The sequence below is a fragment of the Virgibacillus dokdonensis genome (genome assembly GCF_900166595.1).
Lineage (GTDB): Bacteria > Bacillota > Bacilli > Bacillales > Amphibacillaceae > Virgibacillus > Virgibacillus dokdonensis.
Genome location: NZ_LT745763.1, coordinates 1,366,510 through 1,385,732 on the forward strand (window position 1 = coordinate 1,366,510; position 19,223 = coordinate 1,385,732).

Here is a 19,223-nt window from a genome sequence, read left to right on the forward strand (position 1 = left end):
ATCATGTTTGAAAGCAAGAAAAATGGTGGGTTTTGCAACAGACTTTCTTTTATCTAAAGGGTAAATTCACTTATAATCTACAATTAAATGCTCTTTGTTTGGCACGACATGGTAAATCATAATAGGACGACCAACGGATAAATATTTTAATTCTGATTCTAAAAAACCAATGTCATTTAAATGCTGCAAGTATTTTCTTGTAGAAATTCGTGATAAGTCTATACTTGAAGCAATATCCTCGGTAGAGAAGGCATGAGTCTGTTTTTCAATAGCTTGAAGCACCTTTTTTAAGGTTAGTTTGGATAAACCTTTAGGGAGAGGTGTTAAGACATTATTATTTCTGGATGATATTGGTGTTTTTTCTTTAATAAGCAGTTGATCTAACGTTTCTTGATCCGTTTTTTCCATGCTCGTTGTCAATTTATGATATTGCATAAAGTTATCGATGGCTACTTTAAATCGTTGGTAGGTAAAAGGTTTAATTAGAAAGTCAATGACTCCGTACTCTAAGGACGTTTTAATTGTTCCAATATCATCCGCAGCTGTAATCATGATGACGGGGATCGAATACTGTTTTTGTCTTAATTCTTGCAAAAATTCTAAGCCTGTTTGGCCGGGTAAATAAACATCAAGCAAGATTAAATTGGGTATGTCCATTGTTAAGGCTTCCCAAACTTCCGTAATTGTTCCTACTGCGGCAATGGTATGAAATCCTTCTGATCGTTCGATATATTGTTGGTTAATGGTAGCTACCATTGGATCGTCTTCAACGATCATTACTTTCATCATTTTTGTTCCTCCATTTGAACGGAAATTCGATACGAAAAGTACTTCCTCGTCCAGTTTTTGCTTGGACATCGACAAGTCCATGATACTGCTTTACAATGGATTGAATGGCGTCCAATCCATAGCCTCTGTTCTCTCCTTTTGTAGAATAACCGCGTTCGAATATTTTAGGTAATACATGTTTTTCAATACCCGGTCCTGTGTCTTGTACTTCAAACATGATTACTTCTTCAGCCTCATCATATTTCAGAAAAAGGATTACTTGCTTTTTAGAGCTATTTATGACAGCTTCTTTTGCATTGTCAATAAGAATACCCATAGAGAGTAGTAAGTCATGAAGCATATCGCCGATTTTTATCGCTGGAAAATAGGAGTCTTCATCAATGATTAATGTAACACCTTGTTCGTCGAGCTCACTTGTTTTCCCAAGTAAAAAACCTGCTATTGCTGAGCTTTTAATTTTATCCGTCACAAAGCCCATTTCACGATGATAATTATGATTAAGGACACGAACAAAATGGTGCACATCTTCATACTTTTCTAGTTCAATTAAACCTAAAATAGTGTGGAGTTGATTCATAAACTTATGGTTTTGCGCACGTAAAGAATCAATGTATTGTTCCGTCCCGCTTAACTCTCGAATTAGATGCTGTAGCTCAGATTGATCATATAAAGTCGCCACCGCTCCATAGATGTTCTTATCAATATAGATCAGTTGCACATTGACGATAAATTCAAAATGGTTAATGACTGTTACTCGGTTAGCGATCGGTTTCTCTGTTTTAAATACATCGTCAAATATTAAGGAAAAAAGCGTATCATTAAGGTATCCATTGGAATTTGCTTTTGTTGCAACTTCTGTTTTATTGAGTAGCTTATTAAAATTAACATTTTGTAATAATACCTTCCGCTTAGGAGAAACAGCAATAATTGCTTCACTAACAGAGTCAATAATAATTTCTTTCTCTTTCATATGAGCAACAATTTGTTTAGGTTCAAGTCCTAATAGCACTTTTTTCAAATATCTTGCTAAGTAAAGCGCACCTATGATACCTACTAATAGACCAACACCGAGGCCGACATATAAATTTTTCCGCGCATTCCATAATTCATCATTAATAGTTTGTTGCACATACCCTACGCAAACAATTCCAATCTGTTCCCCTTCGTCATTCCAAATCGGTGTAAAAAAGCGTGTTCCTTCTCCAAGGATTCCTACATGCCTAGAATAATGCTCTGTACCATTCAATGATCTACTTGCATCGTCAATATTAGAAAATGTGCCACCAATTACACTTTCATCTGGATGTGACTTTCGAGTAAGGTCATTATCTAAAACAACAACAAAGCTGACGCCAGTTGCATTCATCACTTCATTTGCATAGTTTTGAATAGCAGCGTCTGACGGAGAACCTTCCACTTTGTCTATCACACGCGTATCTTTAGCGACCATTCTAGCAACATTTTTAATTTTATTTTGCACTGCTCGATGTTCTCTCTCCAATACATAGTCATCTAAAAGAATGGCAGAAGCAATAAGCGAGGCTATGACAGAGATTAAAACGAGCAAGGTAGTCATTTTCTTCAATGAAAGTTTTGCCAGCCATTTATCTTTAATGTTGTCCAGATCCCTTCTGTTTTTTCTGTTCTTTATTGTAGCAGGATTGCATCCTCACTTCCAATAGTATGTGAGGAAATGAGCCTGAAAAGTACTTAAGAATTTTTTGCACAAATTAAGTATTAGTACAAATGTGGTTCGTTAAGAGTTGGTGACATGAACAATAATGAGAGAGTTGGTAACATTTGTTAGTCTCTGTAAGGAGATTAGTAAACAAGTGCTCCATATAAAAAGGGAAGGGAATATGCTTTTCATCTAGTTCATGCACCTGATCATAAGTGGTTAAATCATAAAGATAGTTGAGACTAAGGAGTGTGTTATACAGATTATTGGACTTGGTTGAAGATCAGATCCCATTGCTTGTTGTTTAATTGATGCAAAACTTAATCTAAAAGAAGATACTATGGTGTGATATGTATAAAAATGTTGGTTTTAACTACGTAGCGATATTCGTTCATAGAAATGGTGATACAGAAACTGTGTATATTGTCATGACCAAAGAAATATGGAGAAATTGACAAGTATTATATCGATTACGATTTCCTACGAATACTTGCAATATCACACGTTCTTATGTATAATAATAATTGTCGCTTTTAATTGATTCTATGATTCCGTAGCTCAGCTGGGAGAGCGCCACCTTGACAGAGGCTGACGGAAATTAAACGGATTACATACGCGCTGAAACGTTGTTAAATCAATGTTTTGGCGCTTTTTTGTGCGTTGATATAACGATGACATAGCGGTGACTTAGACGTAAGGTAAAGGAACTAATTCGGTACGTTGCACGCCATTCCAAACAGGGAGGTGTGCTTTTTTTTGTGGGCAAAATTAAAGAGGATTTACCTATATTATTTCGAACATTCCTATCAATTAAAATTGCCGAGGGTAAGGCAGAATCAACTATAAAACAATACGAAGATAATTACGCATATTTTGAGAGATTCCTTGAATTGCGAGAGATGCCTAAATCTTTTAGTGAGTTAAATCGAACGTTATTTCGGGACTATATCACGTATATGCAAAAAGAGATTATTACTTTTGACGGACACCACTATAAAAGTAAAAAGCAACGTAAAAAAGGGCTAGCATCAGGAACTATCAATACTAGATTAAAAACGCTTAGGGTGATGTTTAGGTGTCTGTACGAGGAAGAAATAACATCAAATAATCCAATGGCGGGTATAAAGAACATTCCCGACCCAGTAGATAATATCGAAGTATTGTCAATTGACGAAATGAGGGGGTTGCTACAAGCACCGGATAAAACAAGTTACGCAGGAATGCGTGATGTTTCACTTTTATATCTTTCAATTGATTCTATGGCTCGAATTGGCGAGTTAACGCAATTAAAGAGTAACGATTTTGACTTTGACCATAACACCGTAACTATAAGAGCGGGAGTTGCTAAAAACAGAAAACCACGTACTTTGCCACTAAGACCGGCTACGACGAAACTTGTTAAGCGATTGGTTCTAGCAAATGAGGATTTTGATACAGAATACGTGTTTTTAACTAACTATGGAGAGCCAATAGATAGGGATTTATTTAGAAAGAGACTTTACGAGTATGGAGATAAAGCGAAAATTAAAAAGAAGGTACACCCTCATTTGTTGAGACACTCCGCAGCTACTGCTTTTTTAGAAGATGGAGGTTCAATAAGGCATCTGCAAATGCTACTCGGTCACTCCGACTTGCGGATGGTTTTGCGATACACTCACTTATCAAACAAAGCGGTTGAGGGACAGCATACGTTGCACTCGCCGATAAATAAAATTGCTGATAAAAGGAACCGTCCGAGGAAAACAAAGATATAAAACAAAAAAAAGAGCGCGCACCACACCGGGCAGAACCCGATACACTACGCACCTCACCTATCGTTAGTGTATCGCAAAAAACGGTAATTGTCAAGCGCCTCTTTACGAGGAGGAATCGCAATGCATTACTTATCGAAATATCAAGTATTTACCGACATTAACGAATTAAACCACCACGTTAAACAGCATACTAATCGCAGAAAATACGACATGAACGACACCCAGCGCAACGTATTACAATTTATATCGCAATATTCCGTTAAGTACCCCGGAGCAAGCCACTTAAAAACGCAAACGATCGCAGACGGGGTTAACAAGTCTCGTCGTACAGTAGAGCGAGCAGTCAAGGCGTTGGTTTCGTTAGGAGTCATCGAAAAGTTAAGCACAACTAGAGCAATTAGAGGCGGAAAAGGTGCTAACATTTATCGTATTTTGCCGTATGTTGGCGAGTCGAAAATGTCGCATGGCAAAGAGCCGAAGAAAGCACGTCCAGCAGCGGAAAGCGAGCCGATTGTCGAAAAGCAAACCGACAATTTTATAAGCGAATATAATTACGTGTTAGAACCGTCGGCAGAGTCAACGAACATACCTGCGCCTTTATACGCTGTGTTAAAGCCGTTCTTTTTCGGCAAGGAGTTACGTAAATACGTCGGTATAGTGTTTCGTGCTAAGTCATCTAAAGTACGCTTAGAAGCTCATACAGAGGCGTTTCAAGCGTGTATCTTAGATTGCATACAAAGGTATAAACGTGGGCAAATACGTAACTTAAGCGGGTATATGTACGCCAGTGTGCGCAAGTTAAGCAGGCGTTTATTTTTAGGAGAGGGGTGCGTATAAATGCGACTAAAATACTGGATAGGCTGCCGGTTGTTCCGCAAACACAGATACAGCTATTTCAACGGAAAATGTATCGTTTGTGGACGTAGGCATAAAACATAAAAGATGAAAGGGCTGTAAACGAGACATTCGCTCTTAGTACTAGGTACTAAGAGCAGACATAAGAAGAAACTCGGAGTAACTGCGGGGTTTTCGTCAACCTAACGTTGCAATGCGTTTACAGTTACCGCGATACTATATGTGGTTTAATTTACGTTTTCGTGTACATATATAGTTAATTCCGCCGAATTGTCGGGCAAAGCGTTCACGACGGACGACCTTCCGAAATTTTCGGGAGCCGTCAATTTGTCGCTAATTTGTTTTACAACCGGAAATCCCGAAGTGAGTTGGCGATCTCCTGCTCGCGTATCCCGATGTATCGTTTAGTTGTCGCTTGGTCTGCGTGGTTAAAAATCTCCATTAAGGTAGCAACATCTTTAGTCCGCTGGTAGTAATGATAACCGAATGTTTTGCGGAGTGTATGCGTTCCTATATCGTTCCTTCCGATCAAGTCTGCCGCCTTGTTAAGTATCCGATAAGCCTGTGTAGTCGTTATATGACCGTTTCCTTTGCGGCTAGGGAACAGCCAAGATTCGGCAGGCTTGTCGGCTACATATTCGGCTATGTCCGCCATGATTGCGTTTAAGTGAACAGTCCGCTTTTTCTGCGTTTTACCTTCTCGAATAGTAAAGTTTGTTCGTCCTTTTACATCGGCTATTTTTAACGTTACTATATCGCTAATTCTCAATCCGGTATTAATTCCGATATTAAACAAAGTTAGATTACGTAGGGATTGATCCATTTGTCCGACGCCTTTTCCGGCTATCTTTAAAGCTTCGCGGAACTCCGCTATTTCCTCCGTCGTTCTCAACGGTTGTACATCTATTGTGTTCGTCATTTTATCTCCGTCCTTCTATCGTTTTATAGTGAATCGTATGTATTGTTGTATTGTATATAAACATAATACCGTACATTCAATCGATAGTCAAGCACATAACCTTTATGATACAATGAATCGTATGTAAGGAAATATGTATAAGATTACATTCAGTAATGACAGGACGAGCAGGGCGAGACGGAACGCACAACGGCGACCACGTAATGCGAGCGGAGTGAGGACGAGGAAACCACGACGTAAACAGGCGGAAGCAAGCCGACGGAAGCAAGCGGAGTGAGGACGAGACAGAACAGCCAAAAAACAAATCGAAAATACATGCCGGATTTATTCGAGGGAAACGGGCTGGACGAGATAACCCCGGGGGGTGGTCGTTTTAGTTTCGCTTTGCCTGACCTGCGCAATTTTCTTACAAAATTTTAAACTTTGGGAATGGTCGGGAAGTCGTGGCGATGTATCACAAACGTTCATTTTCGCGCGCTCACCTTAAACTGCTCTCTTTTATACCTACATACAGATATAAATAAGTACTTGTGACCGATTTTGTACATCCCTGAAACGTGACAAAAAGCGGCAATAGTAATTCGGCTGTTCTATGAGGAAGAACGGAGGAAGTCGGAGAATAAAAGAAACTCTACGTTAAAACAAAATACCGTTTTGCCAGATTTGGAAAAACGAGAACAATCGCAAGTACACGTAGAACTCGCAAAGAAAGCCGGAATAGGTAAATCGTCAATGGCTTATTAAAAGCCGACCGGACTTGTTCGAATTAGTCTTTGACGGAAACTACACGCAGATGAAGAAAGACGAGGAGCCGGAAGTTGACGACGAGACATAATAAAACCCCATCCGACTAAGGACAGGGCTATACTTTATTTGGTTAATGTAACGCCTTGCAATTTTATATATTGTCCATCTTCTATTGTAATATAAGTATCAGCCTGTACGTTTTCATTAGTAATGATGTTGTTTACTCCGCCTGCACTATTTTTAGCTACCTCATAATATCCCATACCACTTTCTAGCGTGACTTTATATTCGCCGGGGTCGATGTCTTTTCCCACCTTGTACATACCGTCTTTGTAAACTCCGTCATCCGGTTTAACATTAGGTGCTTTATCTACCGGGTACATTTCAGCGCCTTGCATTTTAAAATAGTTTCCGTCGTTTAAAGTGACATAATGGTGTGATCCGCTAGTTAAATTAGCGTTAAATATGATGCTTTCTACTTGACCTTTACTGTCCTTTGCATTTTCTATGTATCCCATGCTGTCGGCAAACACTAAGTATTCGCCCGGGTCGATGTCGCTGCCTACTTTATATGTGCCTGCTTCTATAGCTTTAGTTTTCGGATTTTCTTCTTTTTTAGGTTTTTCTTTTTCTTTCTTCTCTGCTTTTGGTTCTTCCTTTGTGTCTTTTTCTGCATTAACTTCTTGGTCGTCGTCCGCTTTCTCTGGTGTTTCTTCAACCAAAGATCCTATTCCCCCTAGAATTATTATTACCGCTAATACCCAAAACCACCATCTTTTAAATATCGGTTTCTTCACTTTTTCTGACATAATTAACTCCCCTTATTAATCTGAATTTACTAAGACAATGTTATCATTTTATGGATAATATTTCTATAGAAAGAACTTTCATCCGACATCAATATAATAACTGCTGAAATAAACGCCTATAAACAGGTGGCAGGCGAAGCAATTTTCGAGATTGGTAGGCGGTTGAAACACGTAAAAGAAAACGACTTGGCACACGGGGAATGGTCGAAATGGTGTAAAAACGAGATAGGTATTACTAGACAGCAAGCAGATAGGTTCATAGTAGTTTTCGAGGAATTAGGGACAAATGACACGACGTCGTGTCAAATCGGTGTATCGCGGCTATACGAAATAGCCACGCTCCCACCCGAACAACGAGAATCCGAACACACCACGTCAAAAGGCGAACAGAAAACCCCCGCCGAAATGACGGTGCGCGAGTTACGACAACTCAAGGCGGACTTAAAGAAAGCGGAGGAACGAGCCGAACTCGAACGCAAGGAACGGGAACGACTCGAGGAATACGCAAACAAGAAGCCCGAAGTGCGGACGGAATATATCGAAGTACAAAAAGAATCGCCTGAGCTCCGCGATCGGTCATTCGACACACCTTATGCGTGGGCATATGTCCTAACGTTAGGACATTTAGGACGGTAAATTTGCGACGTCGCAAAATAAGGAGGTGGGGACTTGCTAATCCGAAATTCGGAATACCAGCCCGTCTCACGGAGATTGCGGAGACAGGGAAGTACTGACGGTGTATTTATGTCGTGGTACCAGTCAATCGGATTCACTCCAAAACAGGTTAGCCGGTTGATCCAACGATTCGAGTTATTGACAAATTGTCAAGAACCGGAGCAGGCGCTAATCGAAGACCTACCCGTCTCATTAACGTACGAAATCGCAAAACCATCCGCAGATTCCACGCCAGCCGACGAGAAATGGTTGTCCGCAACTCCGCCTTTAATGAGGCGTCGAAAAGGGCAACGTTGCACCATTTAGGAACGCCGCTGATTGTGGATAGGAGCAACGCAAATAAATCCATTCAGTAAGTGATGCGAGCGTGGGAACGTACCCACATGGGTAAGCTATTTGCTTGCGTGTGTGTGGTTTGATTCGACCCGAATCATTTCCGGTAGGGTTGTGATAAGATAGAGTGCGTTTATTCCAATATGTCGGAAAGACGTCTTTCCGACGTCGGGAACTTACCGTCATTTCATCAACCGTTTTAGCATCCCCACTTGAAAGAGTATGTTCTTTTTCTCGTTCTTTTACAGGAATTTGAGCTATCTCATACAAAGCTTTTATTCCTAAATTGCGTCCCGAGACGTAATTTGAGTTACCTAATTCCTCGTATATACGAATAAACCTTCCTGCATAATCTCTGGTCATATCTATGCTTTCCAACCACTTGCCGATCTATCTCCTTAGGTAGCGACAACATTTCAAATATTTTACCGCTAGTCAAAAGCGACGACGTCGTCGTATTTGTGTACGTACCCAACTTTTTGAGCGTCATCGTTCTCCCAAAATAGGAGGACTAGCTTCGTAATCACCTCCAATTTGGCGCTTACAACCGATTAAAGTATACCAACGTACAAAAACGTGTGTAACTGACAGCTTTTTAACGAAATAAAAGGCGCACAGACGTTTCTTTTTCATTCGAATGTATTAATACCCACGACAAACAAAACGCCTTAAATGCGCTTATTTTAACGAAAATCTGCTACTCGTTTTCCGCTTTTTCCAACGACATTATTTCGTTTATATCCTCTATATCAAACATTTCTGCAATTTTAGCAATAGTTTCAGTATTAACTCTTTTTATGTCCTTCTTGCACATGTCATTAACAGTCGACGGACTGAGTTCTAACCTTTTAGCAAGTTCCAGTTGAGTTACACCTTCTCTTTTCAATATTTCCTGAATATGTAATTTCACTCTCATTTATAATACTCTCCTTATTATGTTCTTTAATGAAATTATATATTAATTCGGTTAAACCGTAAAATTTATGTTGACATTCGGTTAAACCGAATTTATAATTGAGTTATCGATTCGGATAAACCGAATATATCGTAATCAAGAAAGGGCGATTCAAATATGAAAACTATAAACAACAGCAACAAAGGTACAGTAACAATTACGGCGGACTATAACGAAGTAGCCATTCTACAACTCGCATTAAAAAAGCTGATGACTCAATCCACCGAAAAGGAGTTAGCGTCGGAAGCAAGTCGGTTGTTGCATGACGTAAGCAACCCCGTTAGCACATCGCCGACTGTTCATTGTTCTTATTGCAACGCAGAAATACCAGACGTTAATAAGGCTTGGCACGAAATTAGCGAAGTTGAGTCGCAAGGGTATATCGTCTGTTCACTCGATTGTTTAAAGGAATACGCTAAACGTTTAGGGGGCGGATACACATGCTAAATTATTACAATCAGTTAAACAAATTACGCGAGAAAATAAACGAAGATTTTGATTACTATCGCAAGCAAAACAGCTTGATTGATCGCAGGCTAAACGGACTAGGAAAACGTGGGGACATTCGCCGGACAGCCGAGGAAATGCAGGAGTTACTAGAGCAACGGCAGAAAGTAAAGGATGCCTCTTTACAGTTAATGCCATTATGGGATTTATTTCGGCACGGTTGGACTGAAGCAGAAGAACGTTTTTACAAAGCGTTAAGTCACTCAAAAAATTCGGAAGGGGAGAATTAAAAATGAAAAAAGAAACGGCGCAAGTAGTGGTTAAAAAGACGGTGGTAGGCTGGTTCAACGTGTATTTATTCGAGGGGGAGGGCGCAGAACAAGTCGGATGGATTAATATGTCACCGCAGCAGTTTACGGAGTTTTTCCCGGGGAAATCGACCGACTTTAAGCTAATGGCGCAGGAAGTTACGCAAGAACAAGTCGATAGGATATTAAGTGCGGGCGTGTTGGTTGCGTAAGTCTAAAATAATTGTATCACTTTTGGAGATTAATGCGGCAATAAGTAATAGTGAGGGGCTTACGCACTCGTTTGTAAAGTTTTTGTGACAATTTTAATTTTATTAGTTACTTTTTACCGTTTAGTTGTCTTAATAAACGCAGAAAAGGTTGAGTCCGGTCGGGCGAGTGCGTAAGCAATGATATCGGAAATTACGTGTAGTTATGGGGCATTTCCACTACGTTTCATTTGCCCCCAAGTCTTTTTTGCAAAAGCCTTGTATCGTCCAGTACTTATATTACTTTATCGGAGTTACTTATTTTCGGAAACAGATTAAATAATATATAGCCCGGCTTGTAAGTGATTTTCTTACAAGACGTAGGTTTTTAGATAACGTATATACATGACGCAAATACATGGCGGACATATAAAACGCATGTTGTTGCCAACCTTTTTCGGCGGTATATGTACTATGTATTTTTCGGAGTATCTTTTAACGTAAGTGGGACTGATATAGAAGATGAGTAAGCAAATACGAAAATCGAAGTAAAACAGAGAAAAACATTGATATAGGGGTGTTTTTTGAAGGTGATCAGGATTTTAATTTGCACACAAAATGGTACCTATTTTTTCGATAATGCACACAAAATGGTACCTATTTTTTAATGTAATAAAAACAAATTACTGGAATGTAAAGTTTTTGTGACAATTTTAGTTTTATTAGATACTTTTTCCGTTTAGTTGGCTTAGAGGGTGTTAGAGGATTTAATTATTAGTAAATGGTCACTTTTAACAATTTAGTCACTTTAATAGGTGTAATTTTTTACGCCATTTTTGCCGTTTACTTGGTCTATAGGGTGGTAGAGGATTTAGTTTATTTTTACGCCATTTTTAGCTTTTAGTTGTCTATATAAATGCCGAAAGGGTAGATAAAAGGAAGGTTTTAGGTTTGGAGGTTGCCTATTACTTTCCTATATTTTTTATATTTTGAGAAGTTTTTTACAACAAATTAAAAAAAGATACTAAATTTAAAGGAGGTTTTATAGATGACTAACAGACAATTAAAGTTATTGCGTATGTACTCCGGCTTAACCCAACGAGAATTTGCGGAATTAATCGGAGTTGCCCCATCTACCGTTGCCAAGATTGAGGCCGGATTTACTTACGTTACCGACGCAACTAAGGCAAAGATTCTACGTAAGTTTGATCTCACTTGCCCCGAATTTACATATTTTTGCATACAAATGGACACAGAAAGGATAATGGCGAATGACAACTAATAATTATCGCGATTTTAAAGCTGAACAGCAGGCGTATAAGGACTTACATCCTAATACGAGGAAACAAATCGTAAAAATGACGCAAGATTTTATCATGCAAGACGGAGTTGCAATTGATTCAGAAACTGGCGAAATAATTACCGATAAATTACATGTCGAGCCTAAAATTAACGGCGAAGTAATTAAAGGCAAGCAGACGGTTGACCACTTAGCCGAACATCAAACAGCACACGGTGGATTTGTGTTTGCGTTTTTTGAAGCATATAGATCAATGAATGATAGATTTCCGTTTTTAAGTAAGTCAGACTTAGCTAGGTTAATGTTTATTGGTACATACGTAAGCTGGCAAACTAATCACCTTGTATACGATAACGGCAGACCGATAAATAAGAAAAAACTAGGGGAGTTGTTAGGAATGAGCCGCAATGCTTATGCAACTTTTTATAAGACGTTAATAAAAAATGGAATATTGACGGAATCTGAAACAGGTTTAATGGTCGATCCTTCATTGTTTTACCGAGGTGATCTTAGTAACGCACCGGAACAAACTAAAAATTTACAGTACACGCGAATATTTCGAAAAACAATCCGGGACTTGTATAACATGTTCAATGGTCGAAGTATTAAAAAACTAAGTGTAGTCTATGAAATTTTACCGTATGTGAATTTTAACTATAACATCATTTGCCATAATCCAGACGAGGTACAGCAAGAAAAAATTATACCTATGACATTAGCAGAATTAGCACAAAAACTAGGGTATGCAGACCACAGAAAATTAATCCGAGCGTTGCGTGAGATAAAACTAGACAATGTATCTGTATTCGGTTTTTTCTCGGTTGAAAGAGACTCCCGGAAAAAGAAAGTAGTTGTTAATCCAGCGGTAATTTATGCAGGGAATGGCAAGCATTTGGATGCGATAAAAATATTATTTAGATAATAAACGCTAGTTACTTAGTAAGCAGGTGGTAACGGCGTTTTTTATATTCAATTTTACAAAAGAGAGGATTTTTACAATGACAAACGAAAACAATTGGACAGAAAAACGGAAAGAACTAGAACGTAACCTATTAGACGCAAAGGAAAAGGTAATGCACTACGACAGTACTTTTCGCCCTTATCGCAAGGTAACGGATAGCGAATATCACGAAGCTAAACGAGATGTAATCCGGTTAGCAACCGAAATTAGAAACGGAGACCACGAAGCAACCAAGCCCGCCGATCCCTACGAAGGCATGTCCGTCGCTCAATTACAGCAACTTTACGACGACAAAAAAGCCGAATACAAAGGCGGAGCAGGTAGCGGACGGCAAGCAGCGGAGTTATTGACGATTAACACACGTATTCAAGCATTAGAAGCAGGCGAGGCGAGTGAGTAACAGCAGTAATGAGTTATGGCGACAGGAACCGGGCTGGCTTGCGGGGTATACGGAAGATCGTGATTTGATACGGAGGATTAAGCGATACAAGCATGACTGGCGTATCACTGCCGACTACTTCAAAAACGGCAGATTAATCGGCGTCCATTTTAAGATACCAAGCGAGCAACGACGCCCAGCAGAACGAATGTTTGAATGTAAGGTAAAGCCATATTAAGTCGGAGGGGGTAAGCGAATGTACTGCATATCCAAGCAACATACGTATGTAAAAAACTACCCGCCGTTTGAGTCGTTAATCAAAACGGATAAAAACGGGAACAGCACGCCATTAATTGATAACGACGTAGTTTTAACGGTGCTGGACGAAAACAAGTACGAGATTACTTGCGGAAATAAGCTGCTAGCGCAAGGCATTTACGACAATATATTCCAGACCGTGGATAGTTTACGGCGATTCGGCGTGCCTAGACCGGACATTGCGGTGTATACGCATGAGCGCCGACGCGTTAGACGGAAGTACGATTTGTTCGAGGAAGAAATCGAATGGCAGGCTACGGAGTTACAAAGACCTGAACGGCAGAAAAAAGATGAATGGCAAGAAGAACTGGGCTAATAAATTGCTGGCGGAGTTGCAAGACAAAGCGAAGGAGGTCAATTAGTGCTGTATAATGTTTTTATCCACAAAGCAAGCGACGGTAAGAGGTCGATATATGCTTATTTAATCCAAAACGCCCGCACGGGGAGTTACACCGAGCATGTTATTGACAAAAAAATTAAACGTAACGACAGCGAGAACGACTTTAAAGCGTTTCAAGCAATTATCCGACATACTGCCAAGCAAACCGATATACATAAAGCTAATTTCATTTTTGTTAAAAATATGACCGAGTTTTTATATCAACTCGTAGGCATTGAAGAAACGGAGCATACATATTTACGTGATTCCACAAATTGGCTCTTGCAGAGATTTATCGATTACAAATTTGAAGGCTCAAACGGGGAAGAACACCAAGCCGTAGCTGTTATCGATAATGGAATGCAGGAATTGGAACGACACAAAAGCGCATTATACAGGTTCCAACGCTTAATTAAAAAACTAAAGGGAGAGGATTTAACGTATGAGTAAAGACGTAAGAACTGTAAAAGTTGAAAAATCGCAGGAACTAAAGGACTTAATCGCAAAGTACCATCACCAACAGCGGAAAATCGAAGAACGCCGCAAGCAAGCGCAAGAACAGGCGGAAAAAGTGCAAGCGGAGTTATCGCAAGCCCATCAGCAATTAGAGCGCGCAATGGACGATACCCTTGCTGATCCAAGCGAAGCAAACGAAGAAAAGGAACGGCAGTTGCGTCGTAAAATTGCCGATCTACAACTCGATTTACAAGGCGCACAGGGTCGTAAAGATAGGGCGTTTAGATCGGGTTCATCTGACGCCAATGCAACGGCAAGGCAAGCGGTTCACCTCGCAAAACAAGAAGCGCAAGACGCGATAGCACAGCACTTTGACACCGTTAAAAAGCGAATTGAGGACGCTAAGTACGAGTATTTAAAGGCGCTTGTTGGTTATCGACAATTTGAACTAGACGTAGAGGGAGGGATATTTTTTGATACGGTGCAGGCAGTGAGGCAGGAAAATACAAACGTGCAACGACCAAGCGTGCCGATTTTATACCCCTTTAGGTTCCCGTCGGATGGTGATAATTTTTATGGAGTGGTTGATGTAGAGGTTAGCAGAGCATATAAACGCGGTATAATTACGCGCGGGAGTGTGCGACCGGAAAGAGAAATTAACTAACGGAGGGGCTGATGCCTCTCTTTTTTATTTAAGGAGGTGGTAAAAGTTGAAAAATAAGTTTGCTAAGGTATTTAGCTACACATTTGCAACCGTCATTTTAGTAGGCATGTTGTTAGCAGCAGTAGGATTAATGGCAATTGGATTAAACTTTATTTACAGCTTTTTATAAGCGATTGGGGGAGGGGTCAATTTGAACAACAAAAAAGACATACAAGATATAGTGGTTAGTTGCAATAATAAGGTTGAACATATGATAACTACTAAGCCAAGTCGCCTCACATATGAGAGAGCGGCTTTTTTAGTTGTGCAAGCTGAGTTAAAGCTTAAAAACTTAAAACTAAGCGCAGAGGATCGACAGCACTTCTCAATGTTACGTGAAGCAATGCAGGAACTACGGAAAGCCCTACAAGCGGGCGCTAAGGGTGACCGCAAAAAACATGATACACATTTACAAAAGTCGCAGGACCTCGCCAATGAGTACGCAAGGCGCGTTGATAGCTAATGGTCGGAGATGTACTGGTAAAAATAGGAGCAGATATATCGGACTTTACTTCCGGGCTAAACCGAGCCGCTCGAGATATGAGTTCGTTCGGCGATAGGATGAGTACGATAGGCACAACGGCAGCTACAGCGTTTGGAGCAATTGCAACAGGCGGAGTGGTGGCAATCGGTGCGACAGTAAAGGCGGCAAGTGACTTTGAGTCGGCGTTCGCCGGAGTTGAGAAGGTGCTATCAGGTTCGGAACAAGACTTTGCGAAGTTAGCCAAAGGAATTCGTGACATGGCGAAAGAACTTCCAGCAAGTACAGAAGAAATCGCAAAAGTAGCGGAGGTATCGGGACAACTAGGTGTAAGCAAGAAAGACTTGCTCGACTTTACGCGAACAATGGTAGATTTAGGAAATACGACGAACTTATCTGCAGAAGAAGCGGCGACTTCAATCGCTAGGTTTTCGAACATTATGGGAACGTCATTAAGCGATGCTGACCGTTTAGGTTCGGTTATTGTGGACCTCGGTAATAATTTTGCCGTAACTGAAAGCGAGGTTACCGCTATGGGTATGCGATTAGCTGGAGCAGGTAAGCAAATCGGATTATCAGAGTCGGAGGTACTTTCGTTTGCCGCGTCTCTATCGAGTTTGGGACTTACGGCAGAAGCCGGAGGTAGCGCATTTTCTCGAGTTTTCCTAAACATGAAAACGGCGACTATGGAAGGCGGCGAGTCATTAGAAAACTTCGCTAAAGTTGCGGGAATGTCTACAGACGAATTTACAAAATCATTCGAAAAGGACGCAGCGGGGGCAGTATTATCGTTTTTAAAGGGATTAGACTCAATGAACCAAGAAGGCGGTAACACAGTCGGCATGTTAAAAGACCTCGGTCTAAACGAAATTATCGTTAGAGACTCGCTATTAAGGGCGTCAGAGGCTACTAACGTCTTTAGTGACGCATTAAAAACGGGAACATCAGCTTGGCAGGAAAACAGTGCGTTAACAGAAGAAGCGGCTAAGAGATACGAAACATTTGCCTCAAAAGCTGAGGTTTTGTGGAACAAGATACAAGATATTGCTATTTTAATCGGAACGCCGTTAATGGAAGCACTATCTCTTATGATTGAGGGTATAACTCCGGTAATTGACGCAATGGGGCGATTAGCCGAATGGTTTGCAAACACAAATCAGACGTTTCAAATGTTTATTTCGTTTGGCGTTATCATCGGAACTGTTCTCGCTGCACTTGCCGCGGGAATTGGAATAGTAATCGCTGTAGTCGGTCAAATGATGATCGGGTTTACGGCTGTAGCTACTGCCGTTGGTCTTACGTCAGTAGCACTAGCGAAGATAATAGCGATAGTAGGCGGAGTGATAGCAGCAGTAACCGCCATAATCGGAATTGTAGTGTGGGCTTATAATGAGTTCGACTGGTTTAAGAATTTAGTCAATTCGACATGGGAGGCGATTAAGACAGGCGTACAAATTGCGTTTGAGTTTGTGCGGGAAATCATTACGACGATAGTTAACGAGGTGGTTTCGTTTGCGGGCGAACAACTAGCTAAGTTTCAAGGTTTATGGGATAAACATGGCGAGGCGATTGCGGCTGGTATTTCCACATCGTTTGAAATCGTGAAGGGCGTAGTGTCCGTGGGCATGTCATTTATTAAAGGGTTGTTTGAAACGGTTTGGCCTGTAATATCAGGTGTTGTTAAGGTAGCATGGGGAGTTATAGAGACGGTAGTAGGTTCTGCGATTGATATTGTAGTAGGTCTTATTGACGCCGGAATGTCAATAATGAAAGGAGATTGGGAAGGTGCTTGGGAAGCGATAAAAGGTATTGGGGAAGATATTTGGCACAATATTGAGGATTTCTTCAAAAATATTGATTTAATGGAAATAGGTAAAGACATACTTAAAGGATTAATAAAAGGGTTCACAAGTATGAAAAAACAAGTAACAGATACAGTCGAGTCGATAGGTGAAAGCGTTAAAAGGACTTTCAAAAAGTTTTTCAAAGTAGCTTCCCCATCCCGCGTCATGCGCGACGAAGTCGGAAAAATGATCGGCAAAGGTTTAATCGTCGGAATGGACGCAGAAATAGCGAATATCCAAAAAATGGCGTCAAGATTATCCGAAGCAGCAACGCCAGCCCAGCCAAAACTAGCCGGCTTTGACACGTCAAACCTACGCAACTACTCACGCCAAGCTACGTCACGCTTACAGGCGGAAATGCAGGCGTCTGGTACGTTTGAGAGAGACGGCGAGCAAAACGCACTATTGGCGGAGATACGGGACGAACTCCGCAGGCAGAAGCAGATGATCGTCAAATTAGACGGACATACAGTCGGTGAATTAGTAGAGCCTTACGCATCGGAATTTAAGTCTCGTAAAGAAAGAATAGGCAGGGTTTCCTTGTAGTAAGAAAGGAGGCGGTATATTGATCAAAAGTCCAGAAAACATGACGTTTAATGGCGTCAACCTTGCGGAGTCCTTTACGGATTCCGCGAAGGGTACGTATTTTATCGTAAATAACGTAGATGGGCGCGGAGTTTTAGGGGAAGTTTTATGTAAAAGTAAGTATGTGAGGGCGTTCCTATAATGAGGGGGGCGTCCTCTTTTTTTTTTTGCCAAAAATAGGTTATTATGCGAAAATACTTATAAATTAAGCAAATGGTGGCAAATAGGGGGATGTTGAATGAAGAAAATAAGAGAGTGGTTTAAAAATCTGACAAGTATAAAAAAGATAGGAGTAGTTTTTGTCGGTGTTACTGTAGTACCTTCCGTAATTATTGTTGTGCTATCTATATTAGTAACGTCTGTCGGTCTAGCTACTGGTGCGGTGGATATGGACGACATAATGTCCGAGGAAAAGGAAAATGTCGAGGGAGAAACCAGCAAAAATGAAGGAAAAGAAGTAGAGAAAAACACGGATACTAAAAAGGGAGAAAAGGAATTAAAGGAAAAAGATATACCCCAAAAAGATAGTAAAACAGAAGAAACTAAGAAAAAACCTTCTACAGACGATTTAGAGAAGTGGGTTATCAAGACAGTAAATGACGAGATAGGTGAAGAATCAAATACAGATAAAAAGCGTATAGACAAAGTTAGTTTAATTGATTACGTGTATACTGAGAATAACGACAAAGACAGAGTCGTCAACTTATATTTAAACGCGGACGATAATTTCACGTTAAAAATGATCGGTAGAGGTATTTTAATGAAGTCGTCTGACGTATTTCAAAGTCTTTTTAAAGACGATAGAGTCGCAGAGGTCGGTTTATTTTGGCAGTTAGGGACGATAGACAAGTACGGCAACACTTCGGACGACGTTATCACTAAAGTTATTTTAAAGCGCAAAACGTTTGAAAAAATAAACTACGATAATTTCCTCGACCAAGATTATGAAATCGTTGCAGACTCATTCTTCATGCGCGATGAGTTTTCGGAGTAATTTCCGGGCTGTCCGTTTTTTTATGTCGAAAACTCTTGCAAGGTTGCGGAACTACTGATATAATACGAGATATGATCGTGTGACATACCGAATGACTTACCGCTAAGGAAGTTCGTTATAACAACGTTTATACCGTATTGATTCTATGATTCCGTAGCTCAGCTGGGAGAGCGCCACCTTGACAGGGTGGAGGTCGTTGGTTCGAGCCCAATCGGAATCATACCTCAGAACGCTTGGTACGAAGGTATCGAGCGTTTTTTGTATGCTATAGTTTATCTTTTTTCCATAGAATTAAATATTAATCTGCCTTGATCTTATCACTTTGTAAGTTTTAACTAAATGGCATGATTAGGTTAAACAAACATC

The 19,223-nt window shown here is 40.3% G+C and carries 23 protein-coding genes and 1 tRNA gene; 18 read left to right on the top strand and 6 right to left on the bottom strand.

The window, feature by feature from the left end; genetic code table 11:
* Positions 1-66 precede the first annotated feature (66 nt).
* Both B2C77_RS07895 and B2C77_RS07900 read right to left on the bottom strand, forming a co-directional pair.
* Positions 67-789 (bottom strand): response regulator, encoded by a 723-nt coding sequence (locus B2C77_RS07895; protein ID WP_077703127.1) that lies wholly within the window; start codon positions 787-789, stop codon positions 67-69.
* The gene (locus B2C77_RS07900) at positions 767-2,365 is read right to left on the bottom strand and encodes an ATP-binding protein (RefSeq protein ID WP_077703128.1); all 1,599 of its coding nucleotides are present in this window, start codon (positions 2,363-2,365) and stop codon (positions 767-769) included. Before B2C77_RS07900 ends, B2C77_RS07895 begins: the two co-directional genes overlap by 23 nt.
* A gap of 860 nt (positions 2,366-3,225) precedes the next feature.
* Here B2C77_RS07900 and B2C77_RS07905 point away from each other — a divergent pair.
* Positions 3,226-4,221, top strand: coding sequence for a tyrosine-type recombinase/integrase (locus B2C77_RS07905; RefSeq protein WP_141130702.1), 996 nt, complete (start codon positions 3,226-3,228; stop codon positions 4,219-4,221).
* A 120-nt stretch (positions 4,222-4,341) separates the two neighbouring features.
* On the top strand, positions 4,342-5,058 hold the full coding sequence (locus tag B2C77_RS07910) for a hypothetical protein (protein WP_077703129.1): 717 nt from the start codon (positions 4,342-4,344) through the stop codon (positions 5,056-5,058).
* A gap of 361 nt (positions 5,059-5,419) precedes the next feature.
* Here B2C77_RS07910 and B2C77_RS07915 read toward each other — a convergent pair whose 3' ends face one another.
* Complete coding sequence (locus tag B2C77_RS07915; protein WP_077703130.1) at positions 5,420-5,995, bottom strand: site-specific integrase; 576 nt, start codon at positions 5,993-5,995, stop codon at positions 5,420-5,422.
* A gap of 869 nt (positions 5,996-6,864) precedes the next feature.
* Complete coding sequence (locus B2C77_RS07920; RefSeq protein ID WP_077703131.1) at positions 6,865-7,551, bottom strand: Rv1352/Rv1906c domain-containing protein; 687 nt, start codon at positions 7,549-7,551, stop codon at positions 6,865-6,867.
* Between the two features lie 96 nt (positions 7,552-7,647).
* On the opposite strand from B2C77_RS07920, the gene B2C77_RS07925 reads away from it, so the two are divergent.
* Positions 7,648-8,187 (top strand): DUF3102 domain-containing protein, encoded by a 540-nt coding sequence (locus tag B2C77_RS07925; RefSeq protein ID WP_303046197.1) that lies wholly within the window; start codon positions 7,648-7,650, stop codon positions 8,185-8,187.
* A gap of 306 nt (positions 8,188-8,493) precedes the next feature.
* Here the strand turns inward: B2C77_RS07925 and B2C77_RS21605 are convergent, their stop codons facing one another.
* Both B2C77_RS21605 and B2C77_RS07935 read right to left on the bottom strand, forming a co-directional pair.
* Positions 8,494-8,922: a hypothetical protein gene (locus tag B2C77_RS21605; protein ID WP_176087294.1), complete on the bottom strand. Its 429-nt coding sequence runs from the start codon at positions 8,920-8,922 to the stop codon at positions 8,494-8,496.
* Positions 8,923-9,256: 334 nt separating this feature from the next.
* A complete protein-coding gene (locus B2C77_RS07935; protein ID WP_077703133.1) occupies positions 9,257-9,475 on the bottom strand; it encodes a helix-turn-helix domain-containing protein in 219 nt (72 codons plus the stop codon).
* A gap of 249 nt (positions 9,476-9,724) precedes the next feature.
* Between B2C77_RS07935 and B2C77_RS21610 the strand changes: the two genes are divergently transcribed.
* The 15 genes from B2C77_RS21610 to B2C77_RS08005 all read left to right on the top strand — a co-directional run bounded on the left by B2C77_RS21610 (position 9,725) and on the right by B2C77_RS08005 (position 19,077).
* Positions 9,725-9,961, top strand: a complete 237-nt coding sequence (locus tag B2C77_RS21610; RefSeq protein WP_176087295.1) for a hypothetical protein — start codon at positions 9,725-9,727, stop codon at positions 9,959-9,961.
* On the top strand, positions 9,955-10,251 hold the full coding sequence (locus tag B2C77_RS07945) for a hypothetical protein (protein ID WP_077703135.1): 297 nt from the start codon (positions 9,955-9,957) through the stop codon (positions 10,249-10,251). Before B2C77_RS21610 ends, B2C77_RS07945 begins: the two co-directional genes overlap by 7 nt.
* A 2-nt stretch (positions 10,252-10,253) precedes the next feature.
* Positions 10,254-10,481, top strand: a complete 228-nt coding sequence (locus B2C77_RS07950) for a hypothetical protein (protein WP_077703136.1) — start codon at positions 10,254-10,256, stop codon at positions 10,479-10,481.
* Positions 10,482-11,505: 1,024 nt separating this feature from the next.
* On the top strand, positions 11,506-11,739 hold the full coding sequence (locus B2C77_RS07955) for a helix-turn-helix domain-containing protein (protein ID WP_077703137.1): 234 nt from the start codon (positions 11,506-11,508) through the stop codon (positions 11,737-11,739).
* On the top strand, positions 11,729-12,679 hold the full coding sequence (locus B2C77_RS07960) for a hypothetical protein (RefSeq protein WP_077703138.1): 951 nt from the start codon (positions 11,729-11,731) through the stop codon (positions 12,677-12,679). Before B2C77_RS07955 ends, B2C77_RS07960 begins: the two co-directional genes overlap by 11 nt.
* Positions 12,680-12,704: 25 nt before the next feature.
* Positions 12,705-13,118: a hypothetical protein gene (locus B2C77_RS07965; RefSeq protein ID WP_237342718.1), complete on the top strand. Its 414-nt coding sequence runs from the start codon at positions 12,705-12,707 to the stop codon at positions 13,116-13,118.
* Entirely contained in the window at positions 13,111-13,335 is a 225-nt protein-coding gene (locus B2C77_RS07970) for a hypothetical protein (RefSeq protein ID WP_077703140.1), read from the top strand. Before B2C77_RS07965 ends, B2C77_RS07970 begins: the two co-directional genes overlap by 8 nt.
* A gap of 18 nt (positions 13,336-13,353) precedes the next feature.
* Entirely contained in the window at positions 13,354-13,731 is a 378-nt protein-coding gene (locus tag B2C77_RS07975) for a hypothetical protein (protein WP_077703141.1), read from the top strand.
* A gap of 45 nt (positions 13,732-13,776) precedes the next feature.
* Positions 13,777-14,244 carry a hypothetical protein gene (locus tag B2C77_RS07980; RefSeq protein WP_077703142.1) on the top strand — a complete coding sequence of 156 codons (468 nt, stop codon included), beginning with the start codon at positions 13,777-13,779 and terminating at the stop codon, positions 14,242-14,244.
* Positions 14,237-14,914 (top strand): hypothetical protein, encoded by a 678-nt coding sequence (locus B2C77_RS07985; RefSeq protein ID WP_077703143.1) that lies wholly within the window; start codon positions 14,237-14,239, stop codon positions 14,912-14,914. Before B2C77_RS07980 ends, B2C77_RS07985 begins: the two co-directional genes overlap by 8 nt.
* 46 nt (positions 14,915-14,960) lie before the next feature.
* Positions 14,961-15,083, top strand: coding sequence for a hypothetical protein (locus B2C77_RS22350; RefSeq protein ID WP_257790345.1), 123 nt, complete (start codon positions 14,961-14,963; stop codon positions 15,081-15,083).
* Between the two features lie 21 nt (positions 15,084-15,104).
* Positions 15,105-15,416, top strand: coding sequence for a hypothetical protein (locus tag B2C77_RS07990; protein ID WP_077703144.1), 312 nt, complete (start codon positions 15,105-15,107; stop codon positions 15,414-15,416).
* A gap of 98 nt (positions 15,417-15,514) precedes the next feature.
* Entirely contained in the window at positions 15,515-17,824 is a 2,310-nt protein-coding gene (locus B2C77_RS07995) for a phage tail tape measure protein (RefSeq protein ID WP_176087296.1), read from the top strand.
* A 277-nt stretch (positions 17,825-18,101) separates the two neighbouring features.
* A complete protein-coding gene (locus B2C77_RS08000; RefSeq protein WP_077703146.1) occupies positions 18,102-18,857 on the top strand; it encodes a hypothetical protein in 756 nt (251 codons plus the stop codon).
* Between the two features lie 147 nt (positions 18,858-19,004).
* Positions 19,005-19,077, top strand: a tRNA-Val gene (locus tag B2C77_RS08005).
* The last annotated feature ends 146 nt before the right edge of the window (positions 19,078-19,223 follow it).